The sequence below is a fragment of the Fibrobacter sp. UWB2 genome (genome assembly GCF_002210425.1).
Lineage (GTDB): Bacteria > Fibrobacterota > Fibrobacteria > Fibrobacterales > Fibrobacteraceae > Fibrobacter > Fibrobacter elongatus.
Genome location: NZ_MWQK01000009.1, coordinates 1 through 20,649, shown reverse-complemented (window position 1 = coordinate 20,649; position 20,649 = coordinate 1). Strand labels below are relative to the sequence as shown.

General features: G+C 50.6%; 18 protein-coding genes. 11 read left to right on the top strand and 7 right to left on the bottom strand.

All coding sequences use genetic code 11. The features are described from left to right. Positions 1-12 precede the first annotated feature (12 nt). Complete coding sequence (locus B7982_RS14430) at positions 13-1,416, bottom strand: TrkH family potassium uptake protein (protein WP_088661364.1); 1,404 nt, start codon at positions 1,414-1,416, stop codon at positions 13-15. Between the two features lie 96 nt (positions 1,417-1,512). Beyond that, a complete protein-coding gene (locus B7982_RS14425; RefSeq protein WP_088661379.1) occupies positions 1,513-2,406 on the bottom strand; it encodes an FISUMP domain-containing protein in 894 nt (297 codons plus the stop codon). A 69-nt stretch (positions 2,407-2,475) separates the two neighbouring features. On the opposite strand from B7982_RS14425, the gene B7982_RS14420 reads away from it, so the two are divergent. Next, entirely contained in the window at positions 2,476-2,868 is a 393-nt protein-coding gene (locus tag B7982_RS14420; RefSeq protein WP_088661363.1) for an NADH-quinone oxidoreductase subunit A, read from the top strand. A gap of 119 nt (positions 2,869-2,987) precedes the next feature. On the opposite strand, the gene B7982_RS14415 is transcribed toward B7982_RS14420, so the two are convergent. Then, complete coding sequence (locus B7982_RS14415) at positions 2,988-4,079, bottom strand: hypothetical protein (RefSeq protein ID WP_088661378.1); 1,092 nt, start codon at positions 4,077-4,079, stop codon at positions 2,988-2,990. A gap of 74 nt (positions 4,080-4,153) precedes the next feature. On the opposite strand from B7982_RS14415, the gene B7982_RS14410 reads away from it, so the two are divergent. Both B7982_RS14410 and B7982_RS14405 read left to right on the top strand, forming a co-directional pair. After that, complete coding sequence (locus tag B7982_RS14410) at positions 4,154-6,010, top strand: ATP-binding cassette domain-containing protein (RefSeq protein WP_088661362.1); 1,857 nt, start codon at positions 4,154-4,156, stop codon at positions 6,008-6,010. A 92-nt stretch (positions 6,011-6,102) separates the two neighbouring features. Continuing rightward, positions 6,103-9,180, top strand: a complete 3,078-nt coding sequence (locus B7982_RS14405) for an Ig-like domain-containing protein (RefSeq protein ID WP_088661361.1) — start codon at positions 6,103-6,105, stop codon at positions 9,178-9,180. A 110-nt stretch (positions 9,181-9,290) separates the two neighbouring features. On the opposite strand, the gene B7982_RS14400 is transcribed toward B7982_RS14405, so the two are convergent. After that, positions 9,291-10,472 (bottom strand): acetate/propionate family kinase, encoded by a 1,182-nt coding sequence (locus B7982_RS14400; RefSeq protein ID WP_088661360.1) that lies wholly within the window; start codon positions 10,470-10,472, stop codon positions 9,291-9,293. Positions 10,473-10,556: 84 nt separating this feature from the next. On the opposite strand from B7982_RS14400, the gene B7982_RS14395 reads away from it, so the two are divergent. The 4 genes from B7982_RS14395 to B7982_RS14380 are packed head-to-tail and all read left to right on the top strand — an operon-like array spanning position 10,557 to position 14,175. Then, positions 10,557-11,102, top strand: coding sequence for a phosphatase PAP2 family protein (locus tag B7982_RS14395; protein ID WP_088661359.1), 546 nt, complete (start codon positions 10,557-10,559; stop codon positions 11,100-11,102). Positions 11,103-11,108: 6 nt separating this feature from the next. Then, the gene (locus B7982_RS14390; RefSeq protein WP_088661358.1) at positions 11,109-11,786 is read left to right on the top strand and encodes a histidine phosphatase family protein; all 678 of its coding nucleotides are present in this window, start codon (positions 11,109-11,111) and stop codon (positions 11,784-11,786) included. A gap of 34 nt (positions 11,787-11,820) precedes the next feature. Continuing rightward, positions 11,821-12,804 carry an SIR2 family protein gene (locus tag B7982_RS14385; RefSeq protein WP_088661357.1) on the top strand — a complete coding sequence of 328 codons (984 nt, stop codon included), beginning with the start codon at positions 11,821-11,823 and terminating at the stop codon, positions 12,802-12,804. A gap of 30 nt (positions 12,805-12,834) precedes the next feature. Then, positions 12,835-14,175, top strand: a complete 1,341-nt coding sequence (locus B7982_RS14380) for a radical SAM protein (protein ID WP_088661377.1) — start codon at positions 12,835-12,837, stop codon at positions 14,173-14,175. A 15-nt stretch (positions 14,176-14,190) separates the two neighbouring features. Here B7982_RS14380 and B7982_RS14375 read toward each other — a convergent pair whose 3' ends face one another. The 3 genes from B7982_RS14375 to B7982_RS14365 form a co-directional block, all read right to left on the bottom strand. Next, positions 14,191-15,210 carry a hypothetical protein gene (locus B7982_RS14375; RefSeq protein ID WP_233138593.1) on the bottom strand — a complete coding sequence of 340 codons (1,020 nt, stop codon included), beginning with the start codon at positions 15,208-15,210 and terminating at the stop codon, positions 14,191-14,193. A 37-nt stretch (positions 15,211-15,247) separates the two neighbouring features. Next, positions 15,248-16,087 (bottom strand): bifunctional methylenetetrahydrofolate dehydrogenase/methenyltetrahydrofolate cyclohydrolase FolD, encoded by an 840-nt coding sequence (gene folD, locus B7982_RS14370; protein WP_073425267.1) that lies wholly within the window; start codon positions 16,085-16,087, stop codon positions 15,248-15,250. A gap of 355 nt (positions 16,088-16,442) precedes the next feature. Further along, entirely contained in the window at positions 16,443-16,688 is a 246-nt protein-coding gene (locus B7982_RS14365; RefSeq protein ID WP_088661355.1) for a hypothetical protein, read from the bottom strand. A gap of 171 nt (positions 16,689-16,859) precedes the next feature. Between B7982_RS14365 and B7982_RS14360 the strand changes: the two genes are divergently transcribed. From B7982_RS14360 to B7982_RS14345, 4 genes are all read left to right on the top strand, one after another. After that, positions 16,860-17,678 (top strand): FKBP-type peptidyl-prolyl cis-trans isomerase, encoded by an 819-nt coding sequence (locus tag B7982_RS14360; RefSeq protein WP_088661354.1) that lies wholly within the window; start codon positions 16,860-16,862, stop codon positions 17,676-17,678. A gap of 72 nt (positions 17,679-17,750) precedes the next feature. After that, positions 17,751-19,106 carry an amino-acid N-acetyltransferase gene (gene argA / locus B7982_RS14355; protein ID WP_088661353.1) on the top strand — a complete coding sequence of 452 codons (1,356 nt, stop codon included), beginning with the start codon at positions 17,751-17,753 and terminating at the stop codon, positions 19,104-19,106. A gap of 163 nt (positions 19,107-19,269) precedes the next feature. Further along, positions 19,270-20,364, top strand: coding sequence for a hypothetical protein (locus B7982_RS14350; protein WP_144065978.1), 1,095 nt, complete (start codon positions 19,270-19,272; stop codon positions 20,362-20,364). Positions 20,365-20,366: 2 nt separating this feature from the next. Then, the coding region (locus B7982_RS14345; RefSeq protein ID WP_144065977.1) for a nitroreductase family protein at positions 20,367-20,649 on the top strand (283 nt) is incomplete at its 3' end.

Sequence of the window (20,649 nt, the reverse complement as noted above, 5' to 3'; positions counted from 1 at the left end):
TATAGTATTAAGTTAACCGACCATTATATCTTCTTCGGCGTACCAAGCGGTGTCCTGGAGCTTGCCTGCGACTGCCGAAATGAGGAACAGCGGGCCCATTCGTCCAATGAACATCACGCCGCAGATGATGATTTTTCCGACTGTGGAGAGCTCTTCGGTGAGCCCCATCGAGAGTCCGCACGTGGCGTACGCGCTCACGACCTCAAATAGGATTTTGAGGAACGGGGAACTGTTGGCGGAGTAGGCGGTGCCGGAGGGAATTTCGGTGCAGAGGAGGATGAGCGTTGCTGATGCAATCACGACCATGGCAACCACGAAAATTCGAATGGCCTTGTCGACGGTGTTGTTCGGAATGGTGCGGCCCATGACCTGGGTCTTTTCCCTGCCGAGGAGCCTGTTTATGCCCAAAAGCCCGATGACCGCTGCGGTCGTAATCTTGATGCCGCCGCCACAGCTACCGGGGTTTGCGCCGATGAACATGATGATGATAAAGAAGAATAGCGATGCCTGCGTGAGGTCGGGGATGTTTACGGAGTTGAGCCCTGCCGTACGGCTTGAGAATGCCATGAACAATACGGATTGCGCGTTCTCGCCTATGGTGTGTCCGCTAAAGAGGTTGTTCCATTCGGTGAACGAGAAGACGAGAATGCTTGCGACGATGACGATGATGGTCCCGTAGGTCGCGATGCGGGTGTGCAAAGAAACGCGCCGGATTTCCTTGTGCTTGAAGTCGAAGATGTAGCGCAGTTCTGCAATGGCCAAAAATCCGAAACCGCCTGCCAACACGAGGATGCAGGTGGTGATGTTCATGACAGGGTTGTACTGGAAGCCTTCGAGCGAGTTGGGGAACAACGTAAAGCCCACGCCGCAGAAGGAGCTGACGGCCTGGAAGACTGAGCACAAAATGCGGTCGTACAGCTCCATCGATTCGAACTGCGTGAAGTAGACGGTGCCGCCGATGAGTTCAAGGACAAACGTAAAGGGGATCACGGCTCGGAGGATGCGGCCTGCATCGATGTTGCCTTCTTGCGTGAATTCTGAGAAGAATACGGACTGGTGGCTAAAGCCGGGGTGCATGCCGGCAAGCAAGATGAGCGTTGTAGACGCGGTCATGATACCGAGCCCGCCAAACTGCATGAGGACGACGATGAACCAGTGGCCAATATCGGTGTATGTAGAGGAAATATCGACAACGGAGAGCCCGGTGACGCAGACGGCAGACATGGAGGTGAAAAACGCTTCGATAAGGCTTACCGGACGGGTGCTTGCCTGGGGCAAACTTAAAAGCGCCGTGCCGATAGCGATGAGCAAAAGGTAGGCGAGCACCACCAGCATGATGGGGTTGGCCTGGGTCCTTGTCTTGAAAATGTTCTCGGAGAGTGAATCCGCGAGCATCTGGTACTTTGAACGTAGCATAAATATGAATTTAGTAAAGTTGCAGGGGTTGCTTTTGCCCAAAAAGGAAAAGACTCCGCTTGCGCGGAGTCTTTAGTGTAAGGAGGAAATTCGTTTTTATTCCTGGACGCAGCGTACGCTGAAGCGCTTGTTCTTTGCGTCGACCTGGAAGAACTTGAGTTCCTTGTTTTCGCCGGCGTATTCGGGTTCCTTTTCCACGATGATAACCGTGTAGTTGTCGCCGACGTTGGAATCAAAGTTCTTGTCGCCATCCTGCGGGGTTGCGGATGTCCAGTGGAAACCCATCTGGCCGAGGAAGTTGCAGTCGCCGTCCTTGCAGCGGCCGCTGTAGCTCCACGGGTAAGATTCGTCATTGATGGCTGCCTGGGCTTCTTCTCTGTTGGGGAGGCGCCAGCCGCTCGGGCATGCTCTCTGTGCGGAATTGAAGGTGTAGAGTCTTCCGTTCGAGGCGCAGTTTGCGGCGACTTCGTTATAGCATTCGCCGGTAGAGCCTTCGTAGTTGAGGTCCTGGGCCATCCAGAGCTTGCCGCCGACCTGTGCAAGTGTATAGGTCTTGTTGTCGCGGGTGTCGGTCATCGTGAGGCCGTTTACAGTCGGAGCCTTGTTTTCCGGAGCGTCGATGGTGATGCCGCCGCCGTTCGAAGACGAGGTGGCCTGAGCTTTGGAAGAAGACGAAGGCGGCGTGACAGTCTTTTCACAGCCTTCGGTAAAGCAGAATACTTCCTTGTTGTAGATGTCGGGATAGTTGACGCCTGGAGCAGGTTCGGTGACGACTACGTGCTTGACTGCCGGGTCTTTAGACGTGGCAGAGGAGGAATATGTAGGCGTTGTTTGCTGTTGTGCAGAACTGGAGGAGGTTCCTACAAAAACGGAAGACGAGGACTCTGTATACGACGTCGGAGGCGGCGCTACTGGACTTGTATCGTCCGCGCAGGCCCAAAAGAGGGTGGAGACCCCTATAAAACCTAAAGACAGAATTTTTTTCTTCATGATTACCAAATATAGTTTACAAAAAAGAATTGATGTAGCAAAAACTTTTTTACTATCTTTGGAATCACTATGAGCAATGTTGAAATTTTCGACACCACCTTTGCCATGACGATTCTCGTGATCATGGCCCTTTGCATCCCGACGATTCTTCTTCTTGCCAACTGGTTCTTGCACCCGGGCAAGATCAAGCATACTATTATTAAGGGCTCTGCCTACGAATGCGGTCTGGCTCACGTTTCCGGTACGGCAAACGAACGCTATCCGGTGAAGTATTACATGGTGGCAATGCTCTTCTTGGTGTTCGACCTCGAAGTCGCCTTTATCTATCCCTGGACAATCCAGTTCCTCGCTGGCGGCTGGGAACTCTTGTTCATCCTCCTCGGCTTCCTCCTGATTCTCGAAGCAGGTTACATCTACCTCTTGAAGAAGGGCGTCCTGGATTGGAATAGCGTTAAGGACTAATCCTTAAAACTGTTGATTATTCTATCTCAAAATGGCGGATGCAGACCTTGGGTTTGCGTCCGCTTTTTGTTTCTCGTCACCCTGATGGCGAAGCCAGAAGGGACCAGTGAAGTCTAGTGTTAGAATGCGTCGCGGACGTACATCGTCATGCCGACGTTCTTGAAGTCCACCCATGAAAGTTCGCAGCGTGCGTACAGGTTTTCCTTCTTGTTGAGGGCGAACCGCCCCCCGAAGCCCAGGCTCCTGTGCCACTTGTTACGCATAAGGTCGCTGAAGTAGTCGCCCGTCTTTCCACCTTCGAAGAAGATGTCCCCGGCGAGGCGCCAGAACAGCTTTTTGCGGAATTCCACTTGCAGGAACAAGGCCTGCTCCCCGTAGAAGTAGTTCCTTTCGACGCCGCGGAACCGCTTGAGGCCGTCCGAGCCGGCGAGCTTGTCGAACGGGGCGTCTCCATCTACGCGCTGCCAAAGGAATCCGACGGCCATGGATGTGTTCCAGATGAATTCGCTGTAGCCGCGGATGTCAAGTTCCTGATGGGTGTAGCTGTAGTTGCCGATTCCCTTGTTGTAAAAATAGTGCCCCCACTGGACCAGGTAGCCGTGACGTGCCCAGTTGGTGTTATCGCGGGTGTCTATCGAGAGGTGGTAGCCGATGCCGTTGCGCCAGCCGTTTGTATTTGTGGGCTCTTCGATGGTCCCGTGGTATTGGTAGTTACTAAAATCGACGTTTGTATGGTTTAATTCGAGGAACAGCCCGTAATTGAGGCCGGGGATCCACTGCTTTGTGCCAAAGTTTGTCTTGGTCAGCGTCTTGACATAGAATGTCTGGCGGTCGAACTTGCGGTAGTCGTCGATATCGGGGTTGTTCTTACGTGCAAAATAGTTTCCGACCCAGTCCTCGTAGTGGATTTCCAGGTTGCCCGAAATGCGGTTGTTTAGGAAAAAGAACTTGGGCGAGAATGAGCTTGTAAGCTGCTTTCTCGAGGTACCGTAAAAAGAGAGGTCTAGCTCGGTGGCTTTTTCGCCTTCGGCGTCTGGGCGGAAGAAAATGATGGCCATGGCGCCGAACTGGTATTGCGTTTCTTCGGTGTAGCCAAGTATCGGGACGGCGGAAAAACGCTGGAAGTTGTCCGTCGAATCGGCTTCAGCCCCCGCAAATGCGGGCGAGGCGAAGGCTGCTAGAGCCAGTAGCTTTTTAACAAAAAAACGCATTTCGCCCAAATTTAGATAATTAAACGAATTTTCTATTTTTCAATGGGAAAAAGTAATTATAGAAGGGTTTGTTTATGCCCATTTTGTCGGTTCAGAATATTTTGCTGCGTTTTGGCGGTCCGCCGCTTTTGGATAATGTCTCGTTCGATATTGAGGCGGGTGACCGCATTTGCCTTGTGGGCCGTAATGGCGAGGGCAAGAGCACGCTTTTGAAGGTGCTGACCGGCGAGATGGAAGCAAATTCCGGCGAAATCGTAAAGAAGACGGGGCTCAAGGTCTCCCGCATGATCCAGGAAATCCCGGCGCATCTCGACGGGACTGTTCGCGACATTGTGATGGGCCGCGTGTCCGTGGTGAGCGGTGGTTCCGTGATTTCCAAAAAGATTCTGGATGATGGGGCGCATAATGCTACAGCCGAAGCAATTCTCGGCAAGACGGGTATTGATGCGGATGCTCCTTACGACAGCCTGAGCGGTGGTCAGAAGCGCCGTGTGCTTTTCGCACGTGCCGTGGCCGAAGACCCGGACTTGCTTTTACTCGATGAACCGACGAACCATTTGGACATTCCGGCCATCCAGTGGCTGGAAGGGATTGTGACGCGCCTGAATTGCGCGGTGATGTTTGTAAGCCATGACCGTGCGTTTGTCCGCCGTACGGCAACCCGCATTTTTGAGCTTGACCGCGGTCGCGTGCGCAGCTGGGACTTCCCGTACGACAAGTTTGTGCAGTTCAGGGACCAGGCGCTTGCCGAAGAAGAAAAGGCGAATACGCTTTTCGATAAGAAATTGGCCGAAGAAGAAGTCTGGATCCGCAAGGGCATCCAGGCCCGCCGTACGCGCAACGAGGGGCGAGTCCGCGCCTTGATTAAAATGCGCGAAGAACGCGCGGCTCGCCGCTCCCGTACAGGCAATGTGAACATGCAGATTACGGAAGCCGACCGTTCCGGGCGCCTCGTTGCGCGCCTCAAGAACGTGAGCTATTCGTACGACGGGAGCCCGCTTATTAGCGACCTCTCGACTGAAATCAGCCGTGGCGACCGCATAGGCATTGTGGGGCCGAATGGATCCGGCAAGACGACTCTCTTGCGTTTGATTCTCGGCGAACTCCAACCGGAATCGGGTGATGTCCGCTTGGGCAGTAACCTCCATATTGCATATTTTGACCAGATGCGTACCCGTTTGCGCGAAGACAAGTCGCTTATCGAAAATATCGGTGACGGCCAAGCCTATATCACGCTCAACGGCGTCAAACGCCATGTGTTAAGTTATTTGCAAGACTTTTTGTTCTCGGCAGATCGCGCCCGCGGCCCGATCAGTGCGCTGAGCGGTGGTGAACGCAACCGACTTTTGCTCGCGTGCCTTTTTAGCCACCCGAGCAACGTCTTGGTGCTTGACGAACCGACGAACGACCTAGACATGGAAACCCTCGACCTTTTGGCGGAACTTTTAGCGGACTATAACGGCACCGTCCTGACTGTCAGTCATGACCGTGCCTTCCTCGACTCCGTGGCGACCGGCATCCTCGCCATCGAAGATGGCGGGCATGTCTTTGAAGCGGTCGGCGGTTACTCCGATTACGAGGCGAACAAGAAGATTCGCGACAAGGAAGCCGCCCAGGCCGCCCGCCTGGCCGCTGAACGCGAAGCCGAAAAGCAGGCCCGCTCAAATGCTGGCGCCGGCGCCGCCTCTGCGGCCCCCGCTCCCGCGAAAAAGAAAAAACGCAGCTACAACGAGGAGCGCGAATACGCCGCCCTCCCCGAAAAAATCGAAAAACTCGAAAAGGAAATTGCCGATTACCAGCTGGAACTTTCCAAGCCCGAGGTCTACACGAACGCGACCCTCATCGTGGAACTCCAGAAAAAGATTGCCGATGACGAGGCGCTGCTCGAACAGGCCTATGAGCGCTTTGAAGCCCTTGACAATTTGGGATGATTTTTTTTAGCTCCCCTAGTGACAAAACCCATTGCATAATATAGATTTACACTGAATGGGTCTTGGTGTTGAAATCTTAGAGGAGTTTAAAAATGAAATCGCTATCCTTATCTTTGGTGATGGCGTTGGCTGGCACGACAATGGGTTTTGCCGGCTCGACGGTTTGGAGTTTTGATAAGCAGAAAGGCAATGACATGCAGCCGGCATACTGGTTTAGCTATGCCCAGCCGGAACCGAATACAAAAGGTACCCTTTCCGATACCGATGACGGGTATAAGCAATTTTCTGTAGAATTGGACCTTAATTCTGACCAATACAGTGTCGCAGGTTTCGGTTTTGCATGGAAACAGACCAATAAGCAAGATGTCGATGTAGACCTTTCGTCTCATTCCGGTCTTTGCATTACCTATAAGGCTGATCGCCAGTTCCGTTTGGACTTGAAACAGTCTACGATTACGGACTACAATTATTATGGCACGGACCTCCCTGCTGCATCAACATTTACTTCTAGGTATATTGATTTCCAGAATTTCGCCCAGGAAGCAGGCTGGGGCGAGACTGCCTCGCTGGATTTGACGAAACAGCTTGCCATCCAGATGAGCTATAAGGCTGGCCATGCCAATAGCTTTGAAACGAGCGATGCCACTAGGCATAAAAACGTCATTACGATTTCTGGCATTTCTCTCGGCGAATGCGGATCGGTTATTGAAGAGCCCTCTCTCTCGGTACTTGAACCGTATAACAAGGCCCAGACCGTAACGATCAAGGAAACGGATTCCTTGAAGATTCCTCTTTCGGCGGTGTTCTCTGCGGGTGAAAATGACGAGATTACGATTGCGACTTCGATGCCTGCCAATATCTTGACGAAGGTCAAGCCGACAGATGCCCCGACTTTGAAGGATACGCTTGTCTTTGTGTCTAGAAATATTGAAAGCGACACAGCCTTGACGCTTAATGTCTTTGCATTGAGCAGCGAAGGTTCTTCTGTAAAGGCTCAATTTAACGTTATAGTTACCGCAGTTTCCGACGGTCCTGTCGGTCCGACTTGTCCGGGTGACCCGGAATGCCCGGATGATCCTCCTGCAGAAAACCACCCGACGGTTGTGCTTGATCCGTACAATGTTGAAGTGACCTATTTGGATACCATACTGGAAGCCGATACGTTGAAGATTGCTCTTGCCGACCTGTTTGCCGACGAGGATAATGACAAGCTTACGTTTGTGGTCGACATGTCTGCAAAGTTGATGAAGGTTCTCACGGCAATCGATAAGGTTACCTTGAAGGATACCCTCAAGATTGTTCCTTCGGGAGTCAAGAAGGATACGACCTTTATTCTTACTGTCTATGCTACGGATGGAAATTCGGATTTGGTCCATGTCAACTTCGGTGTTACAATCAAGGATTCGAATACGCCTCCGTTTGCTGCTGATACCGAATTCAAGATGCAGGAAGGTGGCGACCTCATCGTTCCGATTGTCCGCGGCCTTGCAACGCTAGGTACCGATTTGGACGGCGATGACTTCTTGGTCGTGCCTATCGACTCTACCAAGCATGGTAAGTTGACGGAATTCTCGCAGCTGGGTTCGTTCGTCTACACTCCGGAAAAGGATTTCCGTGGCGATGACACGTTGACCTATGTGCTTGTGGAAACCGCAAACCACGAAATGATCAGTAACAAGGGTACCGTGGTTATCCATGTGTTGCCGATTAACGCAAAGCCGACAGTGACCATTGCTGATAGCACGTTCCTTAAGGATACGCTTGCTCTCGATATGGACTTCGACGAAGATACCGTGAAGCAAATCAAGATTCCGGCTAAGTCCTTGGTCTTTAGCGACCGTGAAGTTACGGAAGGTACGCAGGAGCTCACCTACAATGTTAAGGGAACAAAGATTATCCCGGCTGTTGATAGCGTGAACGCAAGCTACTATTACATTTCTCTGAAGCCGGTGACAAGCGCAACGGGCCTTGCAACGATTTTCTTCTACGCATCTGATGGTAGTGATTCTGTGGGCGTGAACCTGTATGTGAAACTCATCTCCCCGAAGGATGTGGCTCAGGCTGTAAAGGATGAGTACACTACGTTTAACGACAGTACTCTGACCGTGGATGCAAAGAAGGGCGTCCTTGCCAACGACACTTATCCTGAAGGTGTCACGAAGGGCATGGAAGCAGAACTTGCGCAGAAGCCTGCTCACGGTACGCTTACCCTCAGTAAAGATGGTAGCTTCACGTACAAGCCGGAAGAAGGCTTTGAAGGCATCGATTACTTCGGCTACTATGCCGTTGTCAACGGTACGAAGTCTAAGCCCGCTATTGTGACTATCGTGATCGACAAGCGCAACTTGCTTCCGACTGTTGTCGTGAAGCCGGAAACGCTCGATACGACTGTGACCGAAGACTTCCCGTCGACAAGAGCTTTGAAGTACACGAAGGCTGTTGTGGCATCCTGGTTCAAGGATCCGGAAGGCGATTCGTTGACTTATTCCGCAAAGAGCAAGGATGGAAAACTCAAGGTCGAAATTACGGACAAGGGTATTCTCGAAGTCAATTCTGTCCCGGATTCTTGCGGCAAGGCCTACGTGGTCGTAACGGCAACGGACAAGAAGTCTGGCTCCAAGAGCTTCGAGTTCCTGGTGAACATCACTCCGGTGAACGACAAGCCGGTGCTGCTGCATGCGGATACGGTCTATGTCGGATTGTCTGATTGGAAGGTCAAGTGGAATTTGGATACGCTTGTTTTTGATGTGGACGGTGACGAACTCACGTTTACGCCGAACGAAACGAGCGCATTGACAAAGTACATGACAATCTCGGTCAAGGGCTCTGAACTTAGCGTGAATGCCGCTGAAGGCGTCAAGTTCAAGGAAGGTTCAAAGTACGCTCTTGGCGTGAAGGTGACGGACCCGAGCAAGTCTGGCGTGGTGATCCCGCTTTACATCGTTGTGGGCGAACGTCTTGGCTTGAAGCCGCAGATTGCTAAGGTGAAGAATACTTGGCAGAATGCCGTGATGGCAAAGCGCGGTACGGCTAAGATCATGGACATGAAGGGCCGCGTGGTCTGGAATGCAAAGCTCCCGGTGAACCCGGCTGAAGTGCTTGGCGCTTCTGCCCAGGTGCAGGGCCGCAAGATCCTCCGCGTCAATAACCAGACTTGGACGATTAAGTAACGCACTGCGTGCGTCATCCTGAGCGGTCTTGGACCGCGAAGGATCCCGTTAAATTCAAAAAGAAGAGGCTCCGCATTGCGGAGCCTTTCTTTATATGCATAAAGCGAGCGTTACTTCACCAGTGCTTCGGTGTCGAGAGCGATGAGCAATTCTTCGTTTGTTGCAACGACGATTGCCTTCGGCGTGCCATCCTTCGTGATGAGGTGGTTGGATTCCTTGCCGCTCTTGAGGTTGCGTTCTTCGTCGACCTGGTAGCCGAGGAGCTTCAGGTTGTCGAGAGCCTGCTTGCGGACGTAGAAGCTGTTTTCGCCGATGCCGCCCGTGAAGACGATGGCGTCAATGCGTGGGAGAGCCATGGCGATGCCGCCGATTTCGCGGGTGAGGCGGTAGCAGAAGACGTCGAGGGCGATTTGAGCCTGCTTATTGCCTTCGCTTGCTGCCTGCGTAAGCGTACGCATGTCGTTAGAAAGTCCAGAGAGACCGAGCAAGCCGGATTCCTTGTTAACGAGGTGGTCGAGCTTGTCGATGGTGCCGTATTCTTCGCCGTACTTCTTAGCGATGTAGAAGAGAATTGCCGGGTCGAGGCTACCGGAACGGGTACCCATGATAAGGCCTTCGAGCGGGGTGAAGCCCATCGTGGTATCGACGCACTGGCCGTTCAAGATGGCGGAGCAGCTGGAGCCGTTGCCGAGGTGAGCTGTGATAAGGCAGGTTTCTTCGGGCTTGGTGCCGAGAACCTTGCAAGCTTCGGCGGTCACGAAGCGGTGGCTTGTGCCGTGGGCGCCGTAGCGGCGGATGCCGTCGTTTTCATAGAACTTGTACGGGATACCGTAGAGGTAAGCCTTCTGCGGCATGGTCTGGTGGAAAGCCGTATCGAACACGGCGACTTGCGGGAGACCCGGGAAGAACTTGGTAGCGCATTCCATGCCGGTTGCGTGTGCCGGTTCGTGGAGCGGGGCAAAGAGCGTGATGCTGCGGATGTAGTCGATGACTTCCTGAGAGACCTTTTCGCTCTTGATGTACTTACCGCCATGCACGACGCGGTGGCCGATGGCTTCAATCGTGTCGGTGAGCTTCTGGGCGTCAAGGAACTTCTTGACCTGGTCTACAGCTTCGGCATGCGTGGGGCAGTCGAAGTTGAAGTCAATCTTGCCTTCAGGACCCTTAGCCTTGGTGTGGCCGTTCACGCCGATATTTTCGACGAGGCCGCTAGCGATGGATTCCTGGGTCTTTGTATCGATGACAGCAAATTTCACAGAGGAGCTGCCGCAGTTGAGAACGAGTACGCGCATGGGATTTCCTTTATAGATTATATCGCTTGATAAAATAGGAATTTTGGCGCAGTGTGGCGAGCGTAAAAATCTACATTTAACCCGATGTTGAAGAAAATTTTTGATTTTGACAATCGTGTTTCGGTTTACTGGACCAATCGCCATTTTTCGCGCAAGGTGAATGGCTGGTTGCGCTTTTACGTGCGTCTCGGTGACGGCTATATTTGGGCTTTGTTCATTGCGTTTTTGATTTGGAAAATTGGTTGGGAAAGTTTTTTGCCGATTCTTTGGCAGGCTCTTGTTTCGCTTGCGATGAGCCTTCTCATTTACGAAGGCGTCAAACTCAGCACTAAGCGTCCGCGCCCGTTTGCCGCCAACCCGCAAATCAAGGCGGAGGTTCCGCCGCTCGACAAGTACAGTTTTCCGTCGGGCCATACGATGAACAATCTGGCGGTGGCGAGCACGGTGTTTTATTGCGTGCCGCAGTACGGATGGATCATGATGCTGTTGCCGCTCACGTGGGGTCTTTTGCGCGTGTACTTTGGCGTGCACTGGTTTTCGGATATCGTCTGCGGATTCTTGCTTGGCATCTTGAGTTTTGCGCTCGGACACGCTTTGTGGATCCCGATTTCTGCTGCAATCGCGGGCTAACGAACAATGACTAACGATTTTGTACAAATTTCAGATTTTTTTGCCCAGGTTGACTGGAACTCTAAAATTTATCTGCTGTTGCGCCATGCCGAACGCAACCACATCACGCCGGATGACAAGGATTTTGGTGCGCATGTGGGGCTTACGGATTCTGGGCGCCGCCAGGCGGTAGCGCTTGGCAAAATGATTCCTGCCATTGGCGATGCGGTGTACTTTTCGAGCCCGGTCGGGCGTTGTATGGAAACCGCGAAGTGCATTGGCGAGGGCCGCAAGCTCGCTGGCTTTGGAGTATGCTCGGGCGCCTCGGTGAATGTCACGCCGCTGAATGAACTTGGCGATTTCTTTGTCCGAGATGTGACTGCATACGAGCAGACTTTGCGAGAAGGCTTTTACGAAGGTATCTGTGAATGGCTAGACTCCGGCGAGCACGATGCGTTTTGGCCGCTTCATGAGCGTGCCGAACAGATGCGTGAGATGATGTTTGCAAAAGGCGATTCGCGTTTCAACATCTTCGTGACGCACGATGCCTGGACGGTTCCGTGTCTCTCGCATTTTTGTAATTTGAAGTTCCAGCCGAAATGCTGGATGAACTTCTTGACGGGCCTTGCATTTGAACGCCCTGAAAAAGGTAACGTGAAAGTCACACCCATCACAGCCATGGAAACGGGCTGGCTTCATTTTTAAGTTCATTTTCGCTTAAAAATTATACATTAACGGTATGATGCAGTCGAATTGTTATCGCCGTATTTTTGTACTTGGTTCTGGTTTCAGCAAGTCCTTCTCGCCGCAGATGCCTACGCTCCGCGACTTGAACGAGCTTATCCCTTTTGGAATCCCGGACGAGTTCCCGCATTTTCGCGATTACTGCAAGCGCTTTTTGACGCTCTGCAACGGCGATAGCGATTACCTTGGCATTGAGCCTTTGGCGACGTCCATTCTCTCGGCGCAGATTTTCCCAGGTGAGCGTGAACGCCTTTACCATGCGTCGCTCCGTTTTGAACTGTTGCGCTTTATTGCAAGCGTTATCCGTCGCGATAACGATGTGCTTGACGAATCTGCTGCTGCGATTCTCAAGAAATTTTTGGTGTCTTGCGAAAACGATTCGGCGTCAGGTTCCCGTGAAACACTCTTGCTCTCGTTCAATTACGACACGCTGATTGAAACTGCGATTGCCAAGGATAAGGAACTTCGCGAACAAGTTTCTGTGGATTACGGTGTTAAAATTGACCCTGCTGACCGCTCGGCAAAACGCGGTAAATCCAACCGCACCATAGACCTTATCAAATTGCACGGTTCTCTCAACTGGTTCCCTGTCAAGGGCGCAAGCGACGAACTCGACCTCAAAAACGTCTGCGAAGTCGAGCCTCAAGACCGCAGTTTCCCCATCTACTGCGAGGATACTCCGATATTCATCCCGATGGCGCACGCCAAGGAATCGTTCTTGCGTGGGAGTCTTTTCAACTTGCTTTGGTCCAAGGCCGATTACTACTTGAAAAACGCCGAAGAGATTTACTTTATCGGTTACGGTTTCCCGAAGACGGACATCAACAATCTGGAATTCCTGTTGCGCCACCGTGACCGCTTCAAGAAGGTGGTCGTCTTTGAACACGATGGCCGCAATGACTTGCAGCGCTTGCAGAAACTGCTTGGTGAAAATCTCGTCGAATCTTGCGACGCGAAGGAATTCTTGGAAAAACTTTAAATTGCCATAATAAAGTAAATGAAAAAGAGTTTGTTGATTAAATTGATTCAACCTAAGATGTACCGTCGTCCGATGGATACGGATATCAAGTTGCATATGGCGCCTCCTCTAGGTTTGCTTACGATTGTAAATCTTGTTCGAAAAGAACACCAAGTGCAATTAGAAAATGAGAATATTCAACAAATTCATTATGACGATACGCCTGATATTGTCGGGATTTCGGTCACGGTTGACACTTTGCCGAGGGCAATCGAGATTTCTCGGCATTTTCGTGAAAAAGGCTGTATCGTTGTTGCCGGAGGGATTCATATAACTACAGCTTATGATACCATTCCGGAAAATGTTTTTGATGTACTTTGTATCGGAGCTGCTGAGGGAACGTGGCCGCAGATTATCAAGGATTTTCAGGAAAATAATTTAAAACCAGTCTATCGTTGCCAAAAGGCGCTCGAAGGGAATCAAATCGTTTCGCCAGCATACGATTTTCTAAAAAAAGGTGAATATTTGTATTGCCATGTTGTGCATACGAGCCGTGGTTGCCCCTTCCGTTGTGATTTTTGTTATAACAGCGCAAAAGCGCATCAATATGTAAATCGTAATATCGAAGATGTTCTGGCTGATATCAAAGCGGTTCGTTCAAGGCATATCATGTTTATCGATGATAATTTTGCGGGAAACCCGAAATGGACGAAACAGTTTCTTAAAGAAATCATGCCTTTGCATTTAAAATGGAGAGCAGCGGTATCCATCAATACCGCCTTTGACGAAGAAATGCTTGACTTGATGAAAGAATCGGGGTGCCAAAGTTTATTTATCGGTTTTGAAAGCATCAATCCAGAATCTGTACGTGGTGTTCATAAAGTGCAGAACCATACGCAGGAATACGAAAAGGCGATTAGGGCGATTCATGAAAAAGGAATAATGATTAATGCAAGTTTTGTATTCGGGCTAGACGGAGATTCTCCCGAAACGTTTAGAACAACGCTTGACTGGATTGTGAAAAATAAAATTGAAACGGTTACGTCGCACATTCTGACTCCTTATCCTGGGACGGCTCTCTATGACAGGATGAAAGCTGAAGGAAGAATTTTGACTGAAGACCTCTCGCTTTACAATACCGCTCATGTGGTTTATCAACCGAAAGGAATGACTAAACAGGAACTGTATCAAGGTTATCTTTGGATATACAAGCAAATATATAGCCTGAAAAATATAATACGTCGGTGTCCAGAATCGAAAAGTGTGAGAGCTTCTTATTTTACGTTTAATTTTCTTTATCGTAAATATGGAAAATTTACAGATAAACTCTGCCGTGCGCTGTCATATGAAAAGATTGGATCAATTGCTGAGAGAATAGCAAAATCCATTTAAAAAACTCAGCGGTTTTTAAAATTCCGGCGCCTTGAAATGCCCGTAAAGTTCGCGGCCGTCAAAAACCCAGACGACTGCTTTTTTGCCTTCTAAAAAGCTCTTTTTGCCTTTGAACATTTGCGGTCCGATGTTGCCACCGCCGACTTTGCTGATGGAATATGTTTCGACGCTTGTCGCTGCTGCGATGTATGCGCCGATTTGCGCTCCGTAAGATTTTCCCTGGCCGACGTTACTATCGCCGATGACGACGATGGGTGCTTTTTTGGAACCGCGATACTTGTAGCCGTCGGTGCCTAAAACTTTTTGTTCTTTTATTTTGTACTCAATTTCGTTGCCATGGAGCAAGTCGTAGAGATTCCCGGTGCCATCGACGATGGTATCGCGCATCGGGTAGCGCTTGCGGTTCATGCCGTAGAGGAGCGGTGCGATGGAATCGGCTGCCATGTTGGCGAGCACGAGTCTTGCAGGGCCTGTGCAGTGGCTTTCGTACGGCTCGAACATGGGCGTTTCGGTGCCGAGTTTTTTGTGGAGGTCCTTGAGGTTTTCAAGCGCATCAATGACAGTCACGTTATGCTTGCGGAGCTTGTCGACCCATTTCTTGTATTGCGGGAGTTTGATTCCTTTTTTTGCCTTGTCGGAATACTGTTCAGGGACAACTAAGAGTTTATCAGGAACGGGTACGACAATGAGCTTGATGCCACGCGCTTCGAGAGAGTCCTTGAACGCGATGATTTGCGGCGTGTTGTCATTCCAGCGCTTGGTGGCGTTCAGCAGGCTTTCTTGCAAAAAGAGCCAGCCGTCCTTGCCTTCGATAACGCAAGTGACTTCTTCGGTGGTGCTGCCACATTTCTTCATGTCACGCACCATCTGCTTTTGGAGCTCGGATGCGGCACTAGCTTGTGCAGGCCACAATGTGCATAAAGCGAAAAGCGCCACGAGGGCGCCTTTCATTAAATCGCTGATCATCCAGAAATAACTGGATCCTTCGGCTTCGTGCCTTGCGGCACTTCGCTCAGGATGACACTGTATGAACATTTGATTCTTTGGCACTTCGCTCAGAATAACTTTGCTGTTACTTAATGAGGGATTCGCCGGATTCCACGCTCTGGTAGATGAGGGTGTTGATGGTCATCGGGCCGACACCGCCCGGAACCGGAGTGTATGCGGATGCGACTTCTTCGAGACCCTTTTCGATATCGCCCACGCCACCCGGATGGTAACCAGCGTCCACGACGACTGCACCCGGCTTGATCCAGGACTTCTTGATGAATTCCGGCTTGCCGACGGCACCCACGAGGATGTCTGCCTGCTTCACAAATTCCGGAAGGTTTTCGGTCTTGCTGTGGCAAATGGTCACGGTGCAGTTCGCGTTGAGGAGCATCATGGCCATCGGCTTTCCGAGGATGGCGCTACGGCCAACGACTACAGCGTGTTTGCCAGAAAGCGGAATGTTGTAAGCCTTGAGGAGACGCATGATGCCGGCCGGCGTTGCGCAGCCGTAAGCACGCTCGCCCATGGACATGCGGCCAAAGCCGAGGCAGGTCACACCGTCTACGTCCTTGCGGGCGTCAATAGCTTCGAAGGCGGCACGTTCGTCGATGTGGCGCGGAACCGGGTGCTGCAAGAGGATGCCGTGCACGTTCGGGTTCTCGTTGAGTTCCTGAATCTTGTTGAGGAGTTCTTCGGTCGTGGTGTTCTTGTCCATCACCACGCGGATGCTTTCCATGCCCACGCGAGCACAAGCATTACCCTTCATCTTGACGTAAGTGGCGCTTGCCGGGTCGTCGCCCACGAGAATCGTTGCAAGAATCGGGGTCTTGCCGGTCTTTTCCTTGAGCTTTGCCACGCGGGCGCTGAGTTCTTCTTCAGTAGTCTTGGCAAGAGCCTTGCCATCGAGAATGAGTGCTGCCATAAAATCTCCGTTTTTCCCAAAAATAAAAAAAATAGGCTAACCGCCAAAGGTCTTTTTTTAAATAGTGAAAAAGTACGTCATGCGGGCGGGGCCCCAGCTCGGAGTTGACGCCTACGGCGTCAGCGGCTTCACTCGGTCATGTGCGCCTGCAAGCAGTCGCCCGCGACTCTCGTTTTGCACGCTACTGCGAAGACAATACCTTGGCCGACGCTTTTATTCTCACAACGATAGCCTGTTATCTTTTTAGTTGATTTGCTATCGCGCGATTTGATTTGAAAAACAGCAAAGGAATATTCTTTAAAAAAACAAAGCCCGCTTGGGGCGGGCGTTTCGGAGTTGAAGTGTAAACTTCAAATTAAAGGTTTTCGAGAATCGATGGGATGATGACGCTTACGATTGCCCACGGATAGGAGAGGGCGCCCTTAAGCCAGCCAGTTGAAGAGTAAACCGGTTCCGGCTTCTTAAAAAGTTGCACATCGCTCTTAACTGTAGATTCCGCTACAACTTTCACTAAGGAATCTTTAACGTTATCAATAGATTCATCGAACAGCTTTTTTTGAGCTGTTGCAGAATCAATATAACACTTAAAGCTGTTTTTCATTGTAAATTTTCCTTTCGGTGCTAAGATAGCAAAAAAGTAAGCTATTTTAAAGGGGTAGTGTGTGTTTTTCTTTACATTTATAGTAAATTAGAGATATTCCTCATATTTTTTCCCGTTTTTTGGCCAAAAAAAGTATTTTTAAGGGACAAAATATAGGACTGGATCCTTTTTATGAAAATTTTTCGTTATTTGCCAGTATTTATTGTGGGGGGTGCTTTAGTAGCCTGTGGTGGCAGTAAGCCTGCACCCGCTGTTAATCCGAGCACTCCTTCCGCAGATACTCTCAAGGTCAATGTGGCTCCCAGTGTCCCCGAGTTGACGCCCATACCGGAACCTAGCGAAACTCACGAACAGAAGGTCTTTTTGGACAATGCGGTTGACCGCTACAGTTATGCGCTAGGTGTTGACTTTGGCAGAGCCCTTTCCAATATCAATGTGCCTGTAAAGCTAGACGTCCTTATGGATGCCATGCGCGATGTGCTCGATTCCAGCCGTGAAATCCTCATGACGGATTCCCAGTCCGAAGCCGCTCTTCAGGACCTCCTCAACCAGATGCAGATGCAAAAGGATATCGACGAGGCTGCCGCGGCACGCAAGGCTCTTAGTGACCAGGCTTCGTTTTTGGCAAAGAATGCCCAGGACCCGAGAGTCTGGGTGACAAAGAAGGGTGTACAGTACATCATGCTCAAGGAAGGCACGGGTATTAAGCCTAAGGCAACCGACAAGGTCCAGGTCCATTACGTGGGTACGCTCCTCAACGGTACGGAATTTGACAATAGCGTCAAGCGCGGTGCCCCGATGGAATTTGCGGTGACTTCCGTAATCGAAGGCTGGCAGGACCTGCTCCTGGAAATGAAGGTCGGCGAGAAGGTGAAGGCCTGGATTCCGAGTGCGCTTGCCTACGGCGAGGCGGGTGCTCCGCCGTCAATTCCGCCTAACTCGCTCCTTGTGTTCGAGGTGGAACTGCTGCAGGTTTTCCCGGCGAAGTAAAAACGCCAAATATTTGTTCAAATGGCGAAGGATGTTCTGTCCTTCGCTTTTTCTGTTGCTACTTTTTAAGCTATGAGTACAGCGTCCGATTTTTATTCTCAGCACTTCGAAGTTGCCGGATTCATCCGGGAAGTGTTTGGCTACATGGATAGGTTCAAGGGCCAGCTTTTCGTCCTGAAAATTGACGATAGCCTGATGGACCATCCGATGTTCCCCGTGCTGATGCGCGATATCGCCCTTTTGCATAAGGCGGGCATTCGCATCATTATCGTGCCGGGCACGCGAAATAGCATCGACGCTCAGCTCAAGGCCTGGGACCTTGAGACGGAATTTCATAACGGCGTAAGACTCACGAACGAAGAGGCGCTCCCGCTTGTGGAGCAGGCTTCCTTGGGTGTTGCGCAGCGCATCATGAGTCACCTTACGGCAAGCGGCCTCAGTGGCATTCAAGGCAACTGGATTTTGGCTCGCAGCATGGGTGTCATCAACGGTATCGACTATATGCGTACCGGCCGTATCGAACGCATCCAGCGCGACTTGCTCGAACAGCTCATGAACGAGAAGTTCGTGCCGATCATTCCGCCGATTGGCTGGAACAAGATTGGACACGCCTACAACATTTCGAGTACAGAACTGGCGACGGAACTTTGCAAGTACCTCAAGGTCGGGAAACTCTTCTTTATCGGAAGCGAAAGCGGTATCAAGCTCGAAGGCCTTGTGACGGGCAAGAATACGAAGCACCTGGAACCGACCGATAACGGGCTTATTTCGGCAATGGATATCGATCAGGCGAAGGAGCTCTTGGAACTCAACTCCGACGTGCTTGACTTTGCGCAGATGGATTACTTGATGAATGCCATCCATGCATGCGAAGCCGGTGCGAACCGCGTTCACCTGTTGAGTGGTGAATTCCAGGGTAGCGTGCTGCAGGAAGTGTTCTCCGCCCGCGGTGACGGAACCATGGTGTACGCGAACCAGTACTCCAGTATCCGCCCGGCGACAATCGAAGACATTCCGGATATCCTCCGCATCATGCAGGATTACATTGCGAAGGGTTACCTTGTACCGCGTACGCAGGATTCCATCTCCGAAAAGTTGGAAGATTACGTTGTCTATAGCATTGACAATAGCATCCATGGCTGTGGCGCACTCCATGCCTTCGAAGACGGCATGGCCGAAGTTGCGGGAATTGCAGTCGGTGCGAACTACCGCAAGTCCGGCATTGGCGAAGCCATCGTGCGCCACCTGATTTCACTGGGTCGCATGAAGGGCTACAAGACTTTGTTCTTGCTCACGACGCAGGCTCTCGATTGGTTCTACCAGCTCGGATTCGAAGATGGTACTGTCGAAGAATTGCCGAAGAGCAAGCGTGAACATTACAATCAGAAACGCAAGTCCAGAATCTTGATGCTCCCATTGAACAAGTAATTCGCGCGCATTTATAAACGGCACGAATCTTGTTGTAAACGGCGCATATTTCGTTTATTATCACCGCCTTTCAACATTTCATCCGGCCTTTAGGCCGGATTGTCTGTTTTATATACTCTGTTCTAAATAGAGTTTGTATATTTACAAAAAATAGGGAGAAATTATGAATTTTAAAAAAGCGGCCACGTTCCTGCTACTTGCTCTGTTGAGCTTGTTTACAAGTTCCTGTATGGATGGCGAGGAAAGCGTTTACGGTCGTGTTGATGAATATGGCGTCCAGTATTCCCCTACGTATATGCGTGGTGTGGTCCGTTATCTCAAGACCATGAAGCCGGAAAAAGTCAAGGTCATAAGTCTTGATGCAAAGCTCAATCCTATTGATTCTATCGAAGCGGCGCTTAAAGTCAATGACTGGGGAGAAAATATATTCTCGGTGGTTGACCGCGATTATCCCTACCCGGTTATAAAGCTTGTGGTTACGTTCCCGCTTGGGGAAAATGAAAAAATGGAGTTTTCCCAGTATGTGCGCCTAAAGGAATCCAATATCGAAGCGGAACTGAGCCTTCCCAAGGCTTTAATGTCTGGGCGTATTGAAACCTTGATGCTCGAAGAGGACAGTACTTTTGAAAGGGCGGAAGCCCAGGCTGTCTTGGATATGCGAAGTGCATTCAATACGGATATGGATGACGTGATGTCGAACAACATGACCGTGTATGAGTATCACGGTAATACGGAACGCTTGAATGGCTTGCTGTTGTACATTTATTGTCGTCATGAAATTTCGGATAGCGTATTTTACAGCACGTTCAATGAGTTCTATAAGGATTTTGCCAAGGCAGGGAATGTTAGCGATTCGCTGATGGCGAAGTCTGCCGATGCGTACCTTTCAACCTTTATGGTGCTTAATGACGAGGCTGAGAACATCCAGTTCATGAGTTTTTCGAGAGACTCAGTTCTTGGAATCTGCCATTGCGATTACGACTTCTTTAAGCGTGCCTACGGGATTTCGCTAGCACTTTCTTCGGAAACGTTTATGTCGGAAAGTGAAGAATATTGCAAGCTCGACAATGAGTATAGTTCGTATAATGGCCGTACTTTTGTCTATGATAAGGCTCTTGGCTTTTGGCGCCTGCAGACATCACTGGAAGATGTAATTGGTGTATGCCTGTTCAGGAAGGATTCTGTTACTGTAAATGACGGGATCCGTTATCATTGCGAAAAGTATTCGGGCATCTGGAAAGAAGAACCTGAGGAGTAAAAATGAACACACTGGAAAATATCAAGACGCGTCGCAGTACGCGAAAGTTCAAGGCTCAGCCTGTTGAAATTGAAAAGCTGAAATTGATTGCCGAAGCAGGGCAGTTCGGCCCTACGGGCGGTAACGCGCAAGGGAACCACTTCTTTGTAATTTCGGATGCGTCGGTGATTGCAAAGCTCAAGGAACTTGTGCAGTCCGCATTTGCAGCGATGGAACTTCGCGATGACCTTTACAAGAGCCTCAAGAATTCTATCACGCTTTCGCGCAAGGGCAATTATTCTTTCT

Bases quoted from the DNA above. Each gene is read 5' to 3' on its own strand.
- B7982_RS14430 (WP_088661364.1), bottom strand. From the start codon at position 1,416: ATGCTACGTTCAAAGTACCAGATGCTCGCGGATTCACTCTCCGAGAAC.
- B7982_RS14425 (WP_088661379.1), bottom strand. From the start codon at position 2,406: ATGAAGAAAAAAATTCTGTCTTTAGGTTTTATAGGGGTCTCCACCCTC.
- B7982_RS14420 (WP_088661363.1), top strand. From the start codon at position 2,476: ATGAGCAATGTTGAAATTTTCGACACCACCTTTGCCATGACGATTCTC.
- B7982_RS14415 (WP_088661378.1), bottom strand. From the start codon at position 4,079: ATGCGTTTTTTTGTTAAAAAGCTACTGGCTCTAGCAGCCTTCGCCTCG.
- B7982_RS14410 (WP_088661362.1), top strand. From the start codon at position 4,154: ATGCCCATTTTGTCGGTTCAGAATATTTTGCTGCGTTTTGGCGGTCCG.
- B7982_RS14405 (WP_088661361.1), top strand. From the start codon at position 6,103: ATGAAATCGCTATCCTTATCTTTGGTGATGGCGTTGGCTGGCACGACA.
- B7982_RS14400 (WP_088661360.1), bottom strand. From the start codon at position 10,472: ATGCGCGTACTCGTTCTCAACTGCGGCAGCTCCTCTGTGAAATTTGCT.
- B7982_RS14395 (WP_088661359.1), top strand. From the start codon at position 10,557: ATGTTGAAGAAAATTTTTGATTTTGACAATCGTGTTTCGGTTTACTGG.
- B7982_RS14390 (WP_088661358.1), top strand. From the start codon at position 11,109: ATGACTAACGATTTTGTACAAATTTCAGATTTTTTTGCCCAGGTTGAC.
- B7982_RS14385 (WP_088661357.1), top strand. From the start codon at position 11,821: ATGATGCAGTCGAATTGTTATCGCCGTATTTTTGTACTTGGTTCTGGT.
- B7982_RS14375 (WP_233138593.1), bottom strand. From the start codon at position 15,210: ATGTTCATACAGTGTCATCCTGAGCGAAGTGCCGCAAGGCACGAAGCC.
- folD (WP_073425267.1), bottom strand. From the start codon at position 16,087: ATGGCAGCACTCATTCTCGATGGCAAGGCTCTTGCCAAGACTACTGAA.
- B7982_RS14365 (WP_088661355.1), bottom strand. From the start codon at position 16,688: ATGAAAAACAGCTTTAAGTGTTATATTGATTCTGCAACAGCTCAAAAA.
- B7982_RS14360 (WP_088661354.1), top strand. From the start codon at position 16,860: ATGAAAATTTTTCGTTATTTGCCAGTATTTATTGTGGGGGGTGCTTTA.
- argA (WP_088661353.1), top strand. From the start codon at position 17,751: ATGAGTACAGCGTCCGATTTTTATTCTCAGCACTTCGAAGTTGCCGGA.
- B7982_RS14350 (WP_144065978.1), top strand. From the start codon at position 19,270: ATGAATTTTAAAAAAGCGGCCACGTTCCTGCTACTTGCTCTGTTGAGC.